Raw genomic sequence first — 15,928 nt, 5'->3', positions numbered from 1 at the left:
AAAGCGTCTGACGGGCATTCCCCTGCCGTGGTCCCGCCTTCGCCCATGCGCGAGGTGTATACTGCCGCGGCGAGCGATCAGGTGAGCGTGCCTCCCTGGCGACGGCCCACATGAAGCCGACCAGTTCCCAGGCGATTGCCTAGCAGATCCACCGTCGTTCGCTTGCCTCGCGCGACCAGCTTTCGATAGCGGGCCGTCAGGCGGGCCAGAGCCCTCCATGCGATCTCACGGACTTTCGGCGATGCCTGCTCCAACCGATAAAGCTTCGCCTTACCGATCCGGGGCGGATGTCGATAGGTCCAGGCGCTCTCGACCAGCATGTGGCGAACGCGGCCATTGCCTGCGGTGGTGATGCCGCCACGCCTGATTGTCCCTCCGATCGATCGCTCGCCGGGAACGAGGCCGAGATAGCCAATGAGCTGGTGAGGGCTCTCAAAGCGGCTCACGTCGCCGACCTCGGCAGCGAACGTCACGGCGACGATCAGATCGACCCCACGCAACGTCTGGAGCGCTCGTACGATCGGCGCCAGCGACCAGTTCGGGATGAACTATTCGATCACGCGCTCAAGCCGTTCCACACGCTCTTTCGAGACGTGCACCGCTTCGACCATCTCCTGGAGCGCGATCTGATGTGCAGGATAATCGAACCGCGGCTCCTGCAACCAACCGCAGGTAGCGCATGGTCCAGTTCTTCGTGCGCGGATAAATACGACCATGCCTGAGCATGAGAGCGCCCACCTGCTGGCGATGGACCCGCAGCGTCTCGACCTCGGCCGCCCGCGCGCGAACGAGTTCTCGCATGGCTTCGTGGTCTTCATCCGGAACCCATACCGCCGTCAGTTCGCCGGCGCGCAGCAGCCTTATCAATGAAAGAGCATCCCGGCGGTTCGTCTTCACCGATCGCCAGGCTTCCTTGGAATCAGCGACGGCTCGACTACGGTGCAATCATGGCCGATGGAACGGATCAGCCGGTAGAGGCCATAGCCAGTTGGGCCCGCCTCGTAGCAAAGGTGGATCCGATCGACCTTGGCGGCGATCCGTTGGATAACGCGGCGCATTGCTTGTATCCGATGCGTCGACCTCGCCGAAGAAGCGAACCTCTCCTTCCCGGCCGGCTTCCGCAACCGCGACGGCATTCTGCTTGGTAACATCGATTCCGACAAATGCTTTCCTATAATCTGCCACGGCTCGGCACTCATGGTCCTCTCTCCCGAGCCATGAAACGCCGGCGGCGTGACCGCTGGCCTTTCACTTCGGAATCTACTTGCCGATTAAAGGAACCTTGTTCAATTGAAGGCTTGCGCCACCGAAGACACCACGGCGGCAAAAGTTATCTGAGAGCTGACCCCTAACCTCCAACCCAACTTACGGTTGGAGTGGATCCACTCATGAAAGCGCTGGAGTGACACAAGGGGCTCTCGTGGATGGATGCTATGCACGAACTGCAGCGGATCCGCCAAGATTGCAGCGACGGCGCCGAGCGAGACAACCCAAGCTGAAGAAGGTGTAGCAAACAGCCACATCGCGAGTGCTAGGCCTGCGCAGGCGTCAACACCAATGCAGATCAGATCGATTACTACGTCTCGGTTCAATCTAAGGCGCCGATTGTCGGCACCCTCCCCAACTGAGATCGACCGAAGCGGGTAGTCCCAAACGGAATGGCGTCGATCGCAAAGTGGCTCGCAAAGCCAGCCACGGCTGCCAGTATGGGATCGGAAGGAACTACACTGGCAATCGCGCCGCCAACGACTGCATGTGTGCTCAAAATCATGGTGAACCATCTCCGCGCTGCGTTTCAGTGTCACGAATTAAGCCCAGAAACAGCCCCGCCGGACCTATGGCCCGACAATTCTGGGTTCTTCCGCATATTTGGTGCAAGGACTACTTTTTCGGTGTCCCTGCGCCCGGTTAGGTCAAGCGGCATCCGCAGTCGGCTCTTTAGGAGTGGATAGGCGGCGCGCCCCGTAAATCCGCGCTTGATCGTCTTGAGGCGGTTGATCTGGCCTTCGACCGGGCTCGTGCTCCAGGGCTGGGTGATTGCCGACCGCACGGCCTTATTGTATTGTAGAGTTCGCGATCGTGTGTCTCCGATCAAATTTCAGTAGGCAGCGGCTTCCGTCTCGATAGCTCTCCGCTCTCGCAAGGTTGCCAGCTTAGCCGGCAATCGAAATATCGTGTGGGTTCATCGTGCGTTCGATTTCGTCGATTTCACGTCGCAGAATCTGAACGAAGTCGCCCACGCTGCTCCTCCGCAGCCTTGCGCTAGTCATGTTGATGGCGAGCGCGCCTGCTACATTTCCGCTTTCCAGGATGATTGGCACCGCTATCGCGGAAATTCCTTCCACAAGGTGCCCATCATCGACGGCATAGCCGCGCCTGCGGATCTCTGGCAGCGCATGCCTGATCTCATCCGCTGTCAATCCATGGTAGCGCTCGAATTGTGGTGCGTTGGTTTCTAGAATGACCTCGGCTTGGTTTGGTGGCAGCATGGCCAAGATCGCTTGGCTAGCGGGGCCAACCCCAAGGGGTATCTGGCCACCGACCTGCCCCGTGAGGCTGTCGATCCGGTAGCCACCGTCCTGTCGGTCGACGCAGACGGTGTTGAAGCCGTTGCGAGCCATAAGAAAAACAGTATCACCCGTTTCGGCCGCAATACGCATCAAAGCAGGATGACAAACCCGCCGCATACCCGTCGTGTCCGCGGCTTTGGCTCCGAGGGCAAATAGGGCCAGCCCTAGTCTGTACCGCTTTGTTGTCTCGTCGCGCTCGATGTAGCGATGCCGCTCAAGGCCGGTGATGATGCGATGTGCCGTCGACATATTTAGGCCGAAGGCTTCGGCAATCTCGGAAACCCGCGCACCGCCACGGCCGAGCTCTCCAAGATGATTCAAGATAGCGATGGAACGATCGAGCAATTGCGTTCCCGTCGCCTTCTCCTCGCTTTCGGTCGTCGTCTTCACGTGCACCTCGATCAACCAGCCGGCGGATCAAAACGATCCATAAGGTCGTCGCCCCATTATCACGACAGCTCTCAACGAGGCTAGCTACACGGGACTAACAGCTCGTTGCCTCGAATGCAGGCTCGTCTATCGACGAAAGGCGCGGAATTGGTCGCTGCAAAGTTTCAATCAGCCTGCCAAGCTCGCCCTGTCGAAGATCCCGGAATGCTGCGAGAAAGATTTCCATATGCTGCTCTTCCAGCCTGGGCTGTGCCACGTTTCGAAATTTGTTCTCCAAAGTAGCCCAGCCCATCGGGTTTGTGGGCTCACCCGTTGGGGCGAGGACCTCCTTAGACAGCCGCTCGTTCTTCGTCCTTATTACCACGCGTGCTGGAACAGACTGAGGGAATGCCGCGTCAAAATCGGGATCAACCCGCAACTGAATTCGCCTCGCAAGTGCGATGGTCCCGGAATCAGCTAAGTCCCTGTTCGTGATCTGCAAAAGCGCCTCGGCTCCTTTTGTCAATGCCATGGCCACGCAGAATGGGACGCTATACTGGGCGGATTCCGTTGTGCGCGGCGCCACTTCGTTATTGAGACGAAGTGCCCATGAAAACGTTTCTATTTCTATCGCCTGTATTTCGGTATCATCCAGCCCATGTTCAGCCTTAAGAGCCAAGACGGCATCAATCGCAGAATGCGCCCAACGGCAACAACCGTAAGGCTTGAAATAAATGCCGTTGATCGCCCACTCGGTTCCAAGCCCATCGAGCAGGCGACCACGGTGGAAGATGCTTTCGTTGTCAAGAAGATCGACCGGCCCGGTAAAGCCCTGGGCCGCGAGTTCGACGGCAACCAGAGCTGTCGCGGTTGCCCAGGGGATGCCTTCTTTCAAGTGATTGCCCATTACCTTCGAGTATGCGACCGCGGAAAGGTTCGGCGCAGTCGAGCCGGCGATGGCAATGGCCTGCTCGATCGCACGCGGCTCTAGGCCGCGCAACCAAGCCGCCGCTGCGGCAGCGCCGTAGCCAACCCATGGGCCTGAAACGAGTGTCGTCAGAGTTCCAAAATCCCGCGAGGCAGCCACGCGGACGGCGATCTCATAGCCGAGCGCGATCGCGGGTAGTATCCTGTTGGTTGGACATCTGCATTCGGCTGCCATGGCCATAACAGCGGGAATGATCGATGCCCCGGGATGTCCGGCCGCCGCGCGATGACCATCATCCAGATCCAAGCTCGACGCACTTGTAGAATTGACGAGAGCTGCACCGGCCGCGCTGGTGCGATGCGTTGTGAACCAAATCGGCGAGTTTCCATGCTGCCACACGGACAGGGCCGCCTTTCGCGTTGCGACCGTCGCATCTTCATTGACGCCGGCGAGCGCAGCTGTCGCCAAATCCAGAACCGCCGCCTTCGCTTGTTCCACAGCGGGACCATCGATGTCGCGTACTTCGGAAAGGAAATCTGCAAAGTGTCGGGCAATGGTCATGGTGGGGGTTGTCACCTGTGAACGGTATTGAAGGCTCTTCGATGATTTTTACCATTATATGAAAAGAAGCTCTTGTAAATCCCATAATATGGAAGTACGGATTATGCGTGGATGTCGAGTTGGCAGGCTGAGACCAGTGGCAGATCGCACTTTAAGTCAGTCGGAAGGGCTCCTGGCAGCCGTTGCTGACTCTGGACAGCGTCCGGTTATCATTGATCAAGTTGAGACAACCGGACGACTAGTTTACCCCAAGTCGTGGATCCGGGATCAGGCCGGGTGCTCGTCGGCGACGAGCAGCGGCTCACGCGGCCTTCGCGGATCGCGTGGTCAAGACGGCACCCTCCCGCCGATTGCGCCCCGTTCCGCGAAGGCCGCCACTTTCGACTCTCTGTTTCGGCACTTTAAATGCACATACATGGGATGAGCACATGACCGGCAACCGGCAAGCGTTTACAACCGAAGAATTCAAGACGCGCGTAGCGCGGGTGCAGTCAGAAATGTCGGTGCGCGGCATCGATATTCTTTTGCTGCACGCACCGGAGAATATCTACTACCTCACGGGACACCAGACATCAGGTTATTTCGCCTATCAGACCGTCGTGCTCGCTCAGACCGGTGACCCGCAACTGCTGTTGCGCTTTCTGGAAAAGGGCAATGTCGACGAATATTCGTGGCTGCCGGACGCCTCCACCTGGAAGGAGGGCGACGACCTCATCCAAAAAACGCTCGCCCTGGTGCGCGGTTTCGGTACCGCCGGCAAACGCATCGGACTGGAGAAAAGGTCCTGGTTTTTGACGTCTGCAATCGCAGATGCGCTCACCAATGGACTTAGCGATGCCACGATTGTGGATGCGAGCTTGCTTGTCGATCGCGTTCGCGTGATCAAATCACCCGCCGAGGTGGGCTACATCCGACGTGCAGCACAGATCGCCGAAATCGAGCAGCAGGTCGCGTTTGCGACCATTTGCGATGGCGCAACGGAGGCCCAGGTTGCTGCTGCGGTTTTCGCGGCCGGCGTCAACGCCGGGTGCGAGTATACCGGCCTACCGCACCATATCATGTCCGGATACCGCTATAACGTCTGCCATGCGAACTGGAGCCCGAAGATCATTCAGCGTGGTGAATTGGTGCTTTTCGAGCTCTACGGATGTATTGAGCGCTATCATGCAACACAGATGCGCACGGTGGCCATCGGCCACGCGTCGGATGAGGTAAGGCGGGCCGCTGACGTTGTTGTATCCGCTCAGGATGCTGGTATTGCGGCTATGAAGCCTGGTGCCTCAGCCCGCGAAGTCGATGCACTGGTGCGAAAGCCGATCCGCAAGATCCGGCCCGATTATTACAACCGCAGTGGCTACTCGACCGGCATCGGCTTCCCGCCCAAGACCGCCGAATGGGAAGCGCTCGACTTCAACGAACAAGAAGATTGGGAACTAAAGGAAGGTATGGCCTTCCACATGCTGGCGCTGGCCTGTGGGTTTGGCATCAGTGAAACTGTCGTCGTGACGAGCAATGGGGTTGAGCGCCTCACCGGTTCGAACGGGCGTGCACTTCTGATCAAGTGATCAGAAACTAAGAGGGGTCCTAACAAAGGGAGTAAAGAGCATGACGGACAAAATCTTCAATATCCGCGTTGACCGCAGAAGCTTTCTTGCCGGCTCGGCTGCAATTGCAGCTTCAACGCTGCCATCACCTCTGATCAGATCAGCCTCTGCACAGGAGTTTGCAGGAAAGCAGATCAGGGTCCTTACGTGGTCCGATCCGACTGGCCAGGCTGCCGTCAAGAACATTATGCAAACCTTCGAGGCAAAGACCGGCGCCAAGGTCATTGCCGACCTGACCGGCAGCACATCAGATATGATTGCGAAGATCAAGGCGTCCGCATCCAAGCCGCAATATGATGTCGTCGTCCTATCGGGGTTTGGCGCGGACTCTTTGGCCGAAGCCGGGCTTCTAGAAAAGCCCGATACTAGCGCAATCGCCAACCTTTCCCGGGTCGATCCCAAGTATCAAACCGGTGCCAATGGTCATGGGATCGGCTACTTCCTTTGGAGCGATGGTCTTATCTACAATACGAAGCGCTATACCACCCCACCGAAATCCTACGATGTAATCTGGGACGCGGCCAATGAGGGTAAGATCGTACTTCCCACACCGGATAATCTCGGTGCGCTTGAGCTGATAATTGTCGCAGCGAAGGCCGCTGGCGGTGACCTCAAGAATCCTGCCCCCGGATTCGAACTGCTGAAAAAGATGAAGGGTAAGGCCTTGGCCATCACGACGAACTCGAACCAAATCGCCGACTTGTTCCGTTCGGACGCTGTGAATGCAGCAGGTGTAATGTCCCCTCTAACGTTCTCGACATTCATCCCGAACCCGGAGTTCAACATTGGTGGCACGTATGATCTGGCCGAAGGTTTCTTCGTGGATCTTCAGTACATGGTTGTCCCGAAAGGTCACCCAGGCGATACTGCAACCGTGAATGCCTTCCTTAATCACGCTCTTGATCCAGTGGTGCAAGGGAAGATGGCCGAGGAGGTCTGGTACGGTCCAATCAACCAAGATGCAATTTTGTCGGACAAGGCAAAGAAGAGCCCGTTCATTCCAAGCCCCGCAGTGATCAAGGAACGCGCCAACCGGCTGGATTCTGGCTTCCTTGCTTCGGTGCGTGACGACTGGATCCAGCGCTATACCGACGCAGTGATGTAAGATCACGTTCAGTGTTGGGCCGGCCACTTGGCCCAACACCGACCCGCATCATCTTTCATAAGCGCTATCTTCTGAGGTGACATGGTACAGAATCCTGTCCTTGAGATCCGCAACCTTTCACGCACCTTCGCCCATGGTGCAGTGAGAGCTGTCGACGATATCGATCTGGACGTGCAGCCGGGCGAGATCGTGTCGATCCTCGGTCCCTCCGGCTGCGGTAAGACGACGATCATGCGCATCATTGCAGGATTGGATTGTCCGACTTCCGGAGAGGTTCGTATTCTCGGCAAAGACGTCGCGGGAAAGCCGCCGCACAAGCGCAATGTCGGTCTGGTTTTCCAGTCGTTGGCAATCTTTCCTCACATGAGCGTTAAACAAAATGTCGCCTTTGGCCTGCGCATGCAGGGTCTCGCCAGCAGCCTGATCGAAACCAAAGTCGCCAAAGCGTTGGAGCTTGTACAGCTTTCACCCGAAAAGTTTGCGGAACGACGACCAAGCGAGCTGAGCGGAGGGCAGCTTCAGCGGGTAGCCTTGGCGCGGACATTGGTGACTGAACCGGCGCTGGTCCTTTTCGACGAGCCGATGGCGGCACTTGACCGGCGCCTTCGCGACTATATGGCGGTCGAACTTAGGGCTATCCAAAAGCAGCTCGGCGTTGCGGCCGTCTACGTCACGCACGATCAGGAAACGGCTTCTATGATGTCGGACCGCGTCATCATCATGAATGCTGGCAAGATCCTTCAAGCTGGAACGCCGGAGGAAATCTACGATGCACCGAATTCTAGGTTCGTTTCCGATTTTCTCGGCGACACCAACACCCTTCGGATCGCGCGCGTGCTCGACCAGGCGAATGGGACATCGTTGGTGCAGACCGATGCCGGGCTGGCAATTCGTGTCGCAAATCGCACCGACATAGGTGAAGGAGCGTTTGTTATTTTTCGACCCGAGCAGACAATCGTTCATCCCGCCGACCCCGGCGGCGCTTTTGAGGGCCAGGTGGTGTCGTCGCAGTTTCGCAGCGGTCTTCACCGCTGGCAGATCGTATTCCCCGGCGGCAACACGCTTATTGCGCAGTCGACCGAAAACAGACTTGCCTCATCTGCCGGCGATACCGCTTGGGTTACGATTGACTCCGGCAAAGCGAGAATCGTTAGCCAATGACCGCTATCGAGAACCCCATCGCTCCGCTTCCGTCGATGGAAAAAGACGCGCCGATCCGCAAGCCGCCGATCAGGCTTCTTCTTCTTCCGGCTGGCATGCTGATCGGTCTCCTGTTGGTCTGCGCCCTGGTCGTCCTGCGCATGAGCGTCGGAGAACGGGATGCCGAATGGACAGGCTGGAGTTTGAGGGCCTACGCGCAATTGGCCAGCGCCAGAAACATCGGCATCATAGTAGACACAATCTGGATGGCACTGCTGAGTGCTCTGATAACAACGCTCGTAGCATTCCCCATTGCGCTTTTCCTGACACGGACAACATCAGCATTCGCCCGACGGCTCGTGCTAATCGCTATTCTGTTGCCGATGATCATCAGCCTGCTCGTGCAAAGCTTCGGCTGGATGGCTATTCTCGGGCCGAATGGGCTCCTCAACCAAGCGATTTCAGCCGTAACGGGAACCGAACGGCCCTTCTCGCTGCTCTTCAACCGCACGGGTGTCATGCTCGGACTCGTTCAGACGAGCATCCCGCTTGCCGTCTTGCCCGCCGCCGCCGCGCTGCGCTCAATTCCTCTATCGCTTGAAGAGGCAGCAAATGTTCTTGGGGCAAACCGGATCAGAACCTATCGCCACATAATTCTGCCGTTGGCCTGGCCGGGCATGGCTGCGGGCGCCATTCTTGTCTTCGGGTTCAATACGGGTGCGTTTGTCGTGCCGTTGCTGCTTGGCGGGTTGAAGGTGACGACGATTGCGGTTGTAATCCGCGATCAGATGGGCTCGCTTTCCAACTGGCCGCTCGGTGCAGCGCTTTCGGTCTTGCTGATCCTTTTGGCACTCGCCGTGCAGTCGCTCAACCGCCTCATCGTCCGCACCAACGTGGAGATCAAGCGATGAGCATGCCGACCGCAACCGGGCGCTTCGGAATCGAGTGGCAGCTTGTCAAAGGCATCACCTGCATGCTGCTGGCGCTGATGCTTGCACCAATCTGCATGGTCCTGGTGATTTCGTTTACCAGTGCCGAGACGCTGCAGTTTCCGCCGCCGGCGCTTTCACTGCGCTGGTATCAGGAGGTCTGGACAATGCTGGTCGGTCCGGACGCCGGCATCGGAAGATTGCGGGAGTCATTGCTTGTCAGCCTGGAAATCGCGGCTCTCACTTCGCTTGTGTGTGTGCTTGCTGGTGTCCCGGCTTCCTATGCGCTGGTGCGATATCGTTTCGCCGGCAAGACACTTATCGAAGAGTTGATCGGTCTGCCGGTGGTATTTCCAGCCGTTGTTCTTGGAATTGCCTTGCTAGTGCTGGTAAGCGCCTCCGGTCTCGATTTTGGCATGTTTCAGATCGTAGTCGCTCATTCTATCATCGGGCTGCCGTTCCTCATGCGCAACTGCATGGCGGCGATGCGGGGCATTGATCCGATGTTGGAGGAGGCTGCGATGACGCTTGGTGCTTCCGCGCCTAAGGTCTTTCGGGAGATCGTCTTACCGCTTGCCAGCGGCGGTATCGCCTCCGGCGCCATCCTCGTCTTCATCTTGTCTTTCAACGAATTCACGCTGAGCTATTTTCTCTACTCCGTCGATGTCTTCCCGCTCTCCATCTGGCTTTTCCAACAGGCGAACACATCCTTTAGCCCGGCGGTGTTTGCCGTGTCGTCGCTCATCGTCGTCGTTAACGTAGCGGCAGTCTTGTTCGTTGACGCGGTGATCGGAAGTCGCGGATCGGCTGCCTAGCAGCACACCAGAGGATTTATTCATGACATTTGACCCGTTCTGGTCAATCGAGCAACTGTCGGATCGCTTCGCCCGGCGGGAACTGTCATCCGTGGAAGCTGTAACCGAGCTCGTCAGGCGCATAGCGGCATTGGATGGCCGGCTGCGCGCCTTTTGTCAGGTCGATGAGGACGGCGCGCTGGCACGCGCCCGGGCTGCGGACGAAGCACGAGCAAGAGGAACTTCCACGTCCCCCCTGCTTGGAGTACCGCTAGCCGTAAAGGACATCTTCGATCAGGCCGGCCATTACACGAACGCCGGCTCAAACGCTCTCAATGACAGGCTGCCAACCCGCTCGGCAAATGCCGTCGAAAAGCTCGAATCCGCAGGCATGGTGGCCATCGGCCGCACCAATATGGTTGAGTTCGCTTATGGCGGATGGGGAACAAACCCAGTTCAGGGCGCGCCGTGCAATCCCTGGGGTCTGGATACTCACGTCGCTCCCGGGGGGTCAAGCAGCGGCTCGGCAGTAGCGGTCGCAGGTGGATTCGCACCAGCCGCTTTGGGTACCGATACTGGCGGCTCGATCCGCACGCCTGCCGCCTGGTGCGGAATCGTCGGCCTCAAGACTTCAGTCGGGCTAGTCGGGCGCGGCGGCGTCGTGCCGCTATGCCCCACACATGACAGCGTTGGGCCGATGACCCGTACCGTCCGAGACGCCGCGCTTCTGTTGGAAGCTATGGTGGGGTCAGATCCTCGCGATCTCGCCACGTGGCACGTTCCCTCCGTGCATTCCCTTGCCACGATCGAGGACGGCGTGAAGGGCCTGCGGATCGGAATGCTCCACGAGCGGGATTTGGCAGGCGTCGAGCCCGACATCCGGATGCTGCATGATCGCGCCATCGCCGATCTGACGGCTGTTGGCGCCCAATTCCACAAAATCGCTATGCCATTGTCCATCAGCGATTATCTCGGCCGTGGCGGCGAAATCATGAGCGTCGAGAGCTATGCCCTTCTCAGTGCTTATGTGGACCATCCGGACAGCCTGGTGGATCCGGTCATTGCAGAACGCATCAGCCGCGGCCGCGACATCAGCGGACCAGCTTACTACCGCCTTCTCGAAACCCGCCGCCTGGCGCAGATCGGCTTTCAGGAAGCGGCAGCAGGATTTGACGCGTTCGTCGCGCCTGGCTCCCATCGAAGCCCCGTACCGCTTGCCGAGGTAGACGAAAGCCAGCCTCCCAATCATTTTGGAAGACTGGTGAACTATCTCGATCTCGCCAGCCTGGTGGTCCCGGTCGGATTGACATCAAATGGCCTGCCAGCTGGCCTGCAGATTGTTGTCAGAAAATTCGACGATGCCTTGGCGCTTCGCATCGGACGGACGTTGGAACGTGAGCGTGGTAGCCTGTTTGTGCCAGCGCCGGGGTTGCAGGCCCAATGAAGTCCACGGCTGATTTCCACAAGTACTGAAGCGATAGACTGGCAGAGCGAGAACATGAAGAAGCTGATCAATAGTCCTGAGAAATACGTGGATGAAGCGCTGGCGGGGATGAGCTTGGCGCACCAGGGTGCCTACAAGATTTGCGGCAGCAACGGCCGTGTCGTTGAACGGGCTAAGAAAAAGGCCGGAGGCAAAGTTGGAGTTGTTTCCGGCGGTGGCTTTGGCCACTTGCCGCTTTTTGCCGGTTATGTCGGAGAAGGACTGCTGGATGCCTGCGCTGTCGGGCATGTGTTCGCCGGCCCGTCGTACGACGATATATCCGAGAGCCTGAACGCGGCTGACCGCGGCGGCGGCGTGCTGTCGGTCATTGCCAATTATGGCGGCGACACCATGGTGTTCGGTATGGTCAATGACACGTTGACCGCTGAGGGCAAGGATTGCGCCACCGTAATTGTGGCCGATGACGTTGCAAGTGCAGACAAGGATCGAGCCGAGACCCGTCGCGGTGTGGCTGGGATCATATTCGCATTCAAAGTTGCTGGAGCCGCGGCGGAAATGGGACTTAGTCTACCTGAGGTGAAAGCCGTGACTGAAAAGGCTATGGCTGGTTGCCGGTCCATAGGAGTAGCGCTATCGGCCTGCACAGTACCGCAGGCGGGCGAGCCGACCTTTCATCTTGAAGAAGATGCCATTGAAATGGGCATGGGCATTCATGGCGAGAAAGGATTGTGGCGCGGGGCACTTAAACCCGCTGACGAAATTGCCGCAGAGATGGTCGAGCGACTGTTGGACGATCTCAAACCCGTAGCGGGGACCAAGGTAGCGGTACTAGTCAACAGTCTTGGCGCCACACCGCTGGAGGAACTTTATATCCTGTACCGCAAAGTAGCCCAGTTGCTCGAGGCAGCGGGTCTGAAAATCGCCTACTCACTTGCTGGTGAATACGCGACTTCAATGGAAATGGCGGGCGCCTCGGTGAGCGTTATGCAGGTCGACGATGAACTGCTCGGTCTGTTGAATGCCCCTGCCCAATGTCCCCTGTGGAGAGCGTGATGGCGACCGTCTTCACCGGAACAGATGTCGGCGCAGCCATGCGTCGCGTCGCGCTAGCGCTCGTCGAGAGCAAAGATCGATTTAACAAGCTTGATGCTGCGGGTGGTGACGGTGACATGGGCACTACCTTAGCGACTGTTTCACAGGCGTTGCTTGCCGATAAGACACTTTATCCGGATGACGTCGGCGAGAGTCTAACGCGGATTGCAAAAACAATTGCACGAACCTCAGGCTCCAGCCTGAGTGCCGTAGTAATGACAGGACTAATGACACTGGGAAAGACTTGGTCGGCGAAGCACGAAGTTGCCTGGATCGAGATCGCTCCCGCGTTGTCAAATGCCGTTGAGACTATGCAGGCCCGGTCAAAGGCCAGACTCGGCGACAAGACGGTGCTGGACGGAATAACTCGGGTCGCACGGAGCATCGAGGGGATCTCTACTGCAGAAGAGATAAGAGCCACAGCGCGACAAGCGACCGCTGACGCGCTGGCGGAGTTTCGCAGTTGCCCAGCAATCATGGGGAGGCTGCGCCTTGAGCCATCCAAAGGGGTCGGAAGCGACGATCCGGGCATGGTTGCATTGCATGTTGCCGTATCGGCCATGGCAGGGTCGCTGTCTGATCGAGCAGTGGGCGGATCCAACAAATGACCGATCCGAGCACCATCTCTCACCAAACAAATCAGACGCCCCAGTCCATACCCGCGAGAGCAGATGTCGTTGTTGTTGGCGCCGGCATCATCGGAACAGCCACCGCGCTGTTCCTTACACAACGGGGGCTGTCGGTCGTCGTGTGTGAAAAAGGTCATGTCGCATGCGAGCAATCCAGCCGCAATTGGGGGTGGGTGCGCAAGATGGGGCGCGATCCAGCCGAGATACCCATGGCTATCGCCAGCGCAAAGCTATGGGCTGGAATGAACGCGCTTACAGGCATCGAGACAGGATTCCGCGAAACCGGCATCTACTATTTGTGCGAAGACCAGAAGGACATCCAAAAGTACGAAGAATGGCTAGCATTCGCCAAGCAGCATGATCTCGATTCCTCCCTACTTAGGCAAAGTGGTTTGAAAGAGCGTTTCCCAACGCTCAAGGGTCAATGGGAAGGTGCGCTGTTTACCAAAAGCGATGGACGCGCCGAACCTTCCATGGCGACGCAAGCCATGGCGGCTTCATTACGTACACGCGGCGGGCAGATCATTGAAGATTGTGCTGTGCGTTGCATTGAAACAACGGCGGGCTCGGTCCATTCCGTCGTAACGGAGCATGGGGAGATTCGCTGCAAGTCCGTCGTCCTGGCGACCGGCGCCTGGACGAGACTATTCTGCGGCAACTTGGGCATCGATTTCCCCCAATTGAAAGTCATCGGATCCGTCATGCGCACGCAGCGGCTAGACGGACCTCCTGAGTGTGCGGTCGCCGGTCGGAATTTCGCTTTTCGCAAGCGCCTTGACGGTGGCTATACGATCGCTCAGAAAAACGCTAACATCGCGCAAATCGTTCCGGATAGCTTCCGTTTGTTCTTCCAGTTTCTTCCCGCCTTTCGGTCGGAAGGAAATGAAATACGGCTTCGCTTCAGCAGTCAGTTCTTTAGGGAAATGAACACCCCGAAGAGGTGGCGATCGGATCAGGTCACCCCCTTCGAAACAACCCGGGTTCTCAACCCAAAGCCTTCGGAGAAAATCCTTAGCGAGGGGCTGAGCAACCTAAAGAAAGTTTTCCCTGAGTTTGCCAATGCCAAATTCGAAGAAAGCTGGGGATGCGCTATCGATGTTACGCCGGATGCGGTGCCCGTGATCGACACGGTTGACGAAATTCCGGGCTTGGTAATCGCCAGCGGGTTCTCGGGCCATGGATTTGGGATCGGGCCGGGGGCAGCCCATCTGGTCGCTGATATGGTCACGGGCCAAAGGCCGATCGTATCTGCAGAGCCGTTCAAATTGGCTCGGTTAAGGAAGTTAGCTGTGTCCAGCATGGAGCGGGCAAGAGGGCAAGATTCCGGCTCGACCTCAGCCGCACGGAACGGGCCAGTCTAGCTGCAGCGAACCGCTGGCTGCGCTCGGTGAGCCTCGACTTCCTTTTGCGAAGGATCGAACACAGGCAACGGACGAGAGCTGATTCGACGGAAGCCCGAACCTGTGGCGAGCAACCACGCGTCCGGCGGAGAGGCCTGCAGGTCCTACTCATCGAGCACGCTTTCGGGAGCGGTGGACGCGGGCGTCCGGGTGCGCCCTCACCCCGCCGGGGCTGGCCACGCGCGGAGATGATCGTTAGCGACGGATTGGGCGTTGAAATCCGGGCTGTGTTCCAGCGCCGGCAGCCTCGCGCGCGATACGGTCGCAATGCGCACTTCTTGACTCGCGGCACCTCCTTGTCTTGCGTTCGGGTAGCAATCCGCTCCTGAGTACAGACTTTGCACAATATTCATCAGTGTGTTTGTTTGGGGATTATCCGTAAGCGCCACGCCGCTCCCCTCGTGCGGGGCATGAGGTGAATGTGCGAAGAATCCCCCCGATCGCGAGAGACGGAGGGCCTACCTGGGAGCAGACGGCAAAATGGACGTCGATTTGGACGTCCCAACAGCTGGCTACGCAGGCCGGCTCGAGGTTCTGGGGTCCAACGGGACGGCGGGTTCGCTTGGAGGCTGAGAGAGCCCGGATTGCGGCCGAGAGCCTGATGCCGGGGGTGCAGGTGGCGGCGGTCGCACGCAAGCATGGCGCGACCCGCTGGCAGGTCTACGATTGGCGGCGTCGCCTTCGTCAGGGACAACTGGCACTGCCGGAAAGCATGGCGCCGATGTTCGCGCAGTTGATGGTGGACGACTCATCGGTGCCTCAGCGGAGGATGAGGCCATCGAAATCGACGCCGGCGGAGGTGGAGATCGTGATCGACGACATGGTGATCCGAACGGCGGTTGACCTCGAACAGCTGTCGCAGGTGATCCGAGCGGTTCGGGCCTCGCGATGATTGCACCGGGCAACGATCTGAAGATCTACGTGGCGACCCGGCCGGTTGACTTCCGGCGCGGCATGGACGGATTGGCATTGGCTGTGCAGGAGATGCTAGGCCTCGACCCGTTCTGTGGGGCAGCCTTCGTGTTCCGGGCCAAAAGGGCTGACAGGATCAAGATTTTGGTGTGGGATCGCACCGGCCTTGTGCTGGTGCACAAGCGGCTCGAGGGCTCGAAGTTCGTCTGGCCGCAGGTTCGCGACGGCGTGATGCGCATGTCGCCGGCGATGTTCGCGGCCTTGTTCGAAGGGCTGGATTGGAGACTGGTTCGCCCCGAGCGGGCACGGCGTCCGCAGCTGGCCGGATGAGTGTGGCACAGTTGTCAGGCGACCTGCCGCTGGATCGCCCACGGCGACACAGTCCTGTTCCTTGGCCCTCCGGGCACGGGCAAGACCCATCTTGCAGTGAGCCTTGGCCGCGAGGCAATCC

At 58.5% G+C, this 15,928-nt stretch carries 13 protein-coding genes and 2 pseudogenes; 12 read left to right on the top strand and 3 right to left on the bottom strand.

Annotated elements, in window-relative coordinates:
* Positions 1-85 precede the first annotated feature (85 nt).
* The 3 genes and pseudogenes from NKH78_RS23435 to NKH78_RS23425 form a co-directional block, all read right to left on the bottom strand.
* A pseudogene (locus NKH78_RS23435) lies at positions 86-1,185 on the bottom strand (IS110 family RNA-guided transposase); the annotation flags it as partial.
* Positions 1,186-2,153: 968 nt separating this feature from the next.
* Positions 2,154-2,960, bottom strand: a complete 807-nt coding sequence (locus tag NKH78_RS23430; RefSeq protein WP_352884322.1) for an IclR family transcriptional regulator — start codon at positions 2,958-2,960, stop codon at positions 2,154-2,156.
* A gap of 94 nt (positions 2,961-3,054) precedes the next feature.
* Positions 3,055-4,428: an MmgE/PrpD family protein gene (locus tag NKH78_RS23425; protein ID WP_352884320.1), complete on the bottom strand. Its 1,374-nt coding sequence runs from the start codon at positions 4,426-4,428 to the stop codon at positions 3,055-3,057.
* A 428-nt stretch (positions 4,429-4,856) separates the two neighbouring features.
* On the opposite strand from NKH78_RS23425, the gene NKH78_RS23420 reads away from it, so the two are divergent.
* The 12 genes and pseudogenes from NKH78_RS23420 to NKH78_RS23365 form a co-directional block, all read left to right on the top strand.
* Positions 4,857-5,993: a M24 family metallopeptidase gene (locus NKH78_RS23420; RefSeq protein WP_352884317.1), complete on the top strand. Its 1,137-nt coding sequence runs from the start codon at positions 4,857-4,859 to the stop codon at positions 5,991-5,993.
* Positions 5,994-6,033: 40 nt separating this feature from the next.
* Positions 6,034-7,137, top strand: a complete 1,104-nt coding sequence (locus NKH78_RS23415) for an extracellular solute-binding protein (RefSeq protein ID WP_352884314.1) — start codon at positions 6,034-6,036, stop codon at positions 7,135-7,137.
* An 81-nt stretch (positions 7,138-7,218) separates the two neighbouring features.
* A complete protein-coding gene (locus NKH78_RS23410) occupies positions 7,219-8,298 on the top strand; it encodes an ABC transporter ATP-binding protein (protein WP_352884311.1) in 1,080 nt (359 codons plus the stop codon).
* Positions 8,295-9,188, top strand: a complete 894-nt coding sequence (locus NKH78_RS23405; protein ID WP_352884308.1) for an ABC transporter permease — start codon at positions 8,295-8,297, stop codon at positions 9,186-9,188. The genes NKH78_RS23410 and NKH78_RS23405 overlap by 4 nt, the downstream gene beginning before the upstream one ends.
* Entirely contained in the window at positions 9,185-10,021 is an 837-nt protein-coding gene (locus NKH78_RS23400) for an ABC transporter permease (RefSeq protein WP_352884305.1), read from the top strand. Before NKH78_RS23405 ends, NKH78_RS23400 begins: the two co-directional genes overlap by 4 nt.
* A gap of 22 nt (positions 10,022-10,043) precedes the next feature.
* Positions 10,044-11,444 carry an amidase gene (locus tag NKH78_RS23395; RefSeq protein WP_352884302.1) on the top strand — a complete coding sequence of 467 codons (1,401 nt, stop codon included), beginning with the start codon at positions 10,044-10,046 and terminating at the stop codon, positions 11,442-11,444.
* Between the two features lie 54 nt (positions 11,445-11,498).
* The gene (locus NKH78_RS23390) at positions 11,499-12,497 is read left to right on the top strand and encodes a dihydroxyacetone kinase subunit DhaK (RefSeq protein WP_352884299.1); all 999 of its coding nucleotides are present in this window, start codon (positions 11,499-11,501) and stop codon (positions 12,495-12,497) included.
* Positions 12,497-13,144: a DAK2 domain-containing protein gene (locus NKH78_RS23385; RefSeq protein ID WP_352884296.1), complete on the top strand. Its 648-nt coding sequence runs from the start codon at positions 12,497-12,499 to the stop codon at positions 13,142-13,144. Before NKH78_RS23390 ends, NKH78_RS23385 begins: the two co-directional genes overlap by 1 nt.
* On the top strand, positions 13,141-14,526 hold the full coding sequence (locus tag NKH78_RS23380; RefSeq protein ID WP_352884293.1) for an NAD(P)/FAD-dependent oxidoreductase: 1,386 nt from the start codon (positions 13,141-13,143) through the stop codon (positions 14,524-14,526). The genes NKH78_RS23385 and NKH78_RS23380 overlap by 4 nt, the downstream gene beginning before the upstream one ends.
* Positions 14,527-15,166: 640 nt before the next feature.
* On the top strand, positions 15,167-15,457 hold the full coding sequence (locus NKH78_RS23375) for a transposase (protein WP_352884290.1): 291 nt from the start codon (positions 15,167-15,169) through the stop codon (positions 15,455-15,457).
* Positions 15,454-15,807: an IS66 family insertion sequence element accessory protein TnpB gene (gene tnpB / locus NKH78_RS23370; protein WP_352480788.1), complete on the top strand. Its 354-nt coding sequence runs from the start codon at positions 15,454-15,456 to the stop codon at positions 15,805-15,807. The genes NKH78_RS23375 and tnpB overlap by 4 nt, the downstream gene beginning before the upstream one ends.
* An 18-nt stretch (positions 15,808-15,825) precedes the next feature.
* Positions 15,826-15,928: pseudogene (locus tag NKH78_RS23365) on the top strand (ATP-binding protein); the annotation flags it as partial.

This window comes from Mesorhizobium sp. M0910 (genome assembly GCF_040319465.1).
Classification (GTDB): Bacteria; Pseudomonadota; Alphaproteobacteria; order Rhizobiales; family Rhizobiaceae; genus Mesorhizobium.
Note: the sequence above shows the minus strand (reverse complement) of the source record. Positions and strands in the feature narration are given on the sequence as shown.

Excerpts from the sequence above, each read along its gene's own strand:
- NKH78_RS23425 (WP_352884320.1), bottom strand. The coding sequence starts at position 4,428 with ATGACCATTGCCCGACACTTTGCAGATTTCCTTTCCGAAGTACGCGAC.
- NKH78_RS23420 (WP_352884317.1), top strand. The coding sequence starts at position 4,857 with ATGACCGGCAACCGGCAAGCGTTTACAACCGAAGAATTCAAGACGCGC.
- NKH78_RS23415 (WP_352884314.1), top strand. The coding sequence starts at position 6,034 with ATGACGGACAAAATCTTCAATATCCGCGTTGACCGCAGAAGCTTTCTT.
- NKH78_RS23410 (WP_352884311.1), top strand. The coding sequence starts at position 7,219 with ATGGTACAGAATCCTGTCCTTGAGATCCGCAACCTTTCACGCACCTTC.
- NKH78_RS23405 (WP_352884308.1), top strand. The coding sequence starts at position 8,295 with ATGACCGCTATCGAGAACCCCATCGCTCCGCTTCCGTCGATGGAAAAA.
- NKH78_RS23400 (WP_352884305.1), top strand. The coding sequence starts at position 9,185 with ATGAGCATGCCGACCGCAACCGGGCGCTTCGGAATCGAGTGGCAGCTT.
- NKH78_RS23395 (WP_352884302.1), top strand. The coding sequence starts at position 10,044 with ATGACATTTGACCCGTTCTGGTCAATCGAGCAACTGTCGGATCGCTTC.
- NKH78_RS23390 (WP_352884299.1), top strand. The coding sequence starts at position 11,499 with ATGAAGAAGCTGATCAATAGTCCTGAGAAATACGTGGATGAAGCGCTG.
- NKH78_RS23385 (WP_352884296.1), top strand. The coding sequence starts at position 12,497 with ATGGCGACCGTCTTCACCGGAACAGATGTCGGCGCAGCCATGCGTCGC.
- NKH78_RS23380 (WP_352884293.1), top strand. The coding sequence starts at position 13,141 with ATGACCGATCCGAGCACCATCTCTCACCAAACAAATCAGACGCCCCAG.
- NKH78_RS23375 (WP_352884290.1), top strand. The coding sequence starts at position 15,167 with ATGCCGGGGGTGCAGGTGGCGGCGGTCGCACGCAAGCATGGCGCGACC.
- tnpB (WP_352480788.1), top strand. The coding sequence starts at position 15,454 with ATGATTGCACCGGGCAACGATCTGAAGATCTACGTGGCGACCCGGCCG.